Raw genomic sequence first — 258 nt, forward strand, 5'->3', positions numbered from 1 at the left:
GAGCGACCATGTCGTCTATCACGGGAGCCATGCTGATCGGCGCGCAGTCGGTGCGCGGTCAGGCCGGCGAAATGCGTGCCTTCGCGCCCGCGCTCGGCCAGGACATCGAGCCGGCCTTCGGTCTCGGCAACAAGGCCGACGTCGCACGCGCCTGCGAACTCGCGGCGCAGGCGTTCGACGCCTTCCGCGCCGCGCCGCACGAAACGCGCGCCAAACTGCTGGAAGCGATCGCCGAGCGCATTCTCGCCATCGGCGACG

1 protein-coding gene is annotated in these 258 nt (G+C 70.5%); it reads left to right on the forward strand.

The annotated features are described in order from the left end of the window. Positions 1-8: 8 nt before the first annotated feature. The coding region (locus SB772_RS42795) for an aldehyde dehydrogenase family protein (protein ID WP_410838871.1) at positions 9-258 on the forward strand (250 nt) is incomplete at its 3' end.

This window comes from Paraburkholderia sp. SIMBA_030 (assembly GCF_046535245.1).
In the GTDB taxonomy this organism is placed as follows: Bacteria; Pseudomonadota; Gammaproteobacteria; order Burkholderiales; family Burkholderiaceae; genus Paraburkholderia.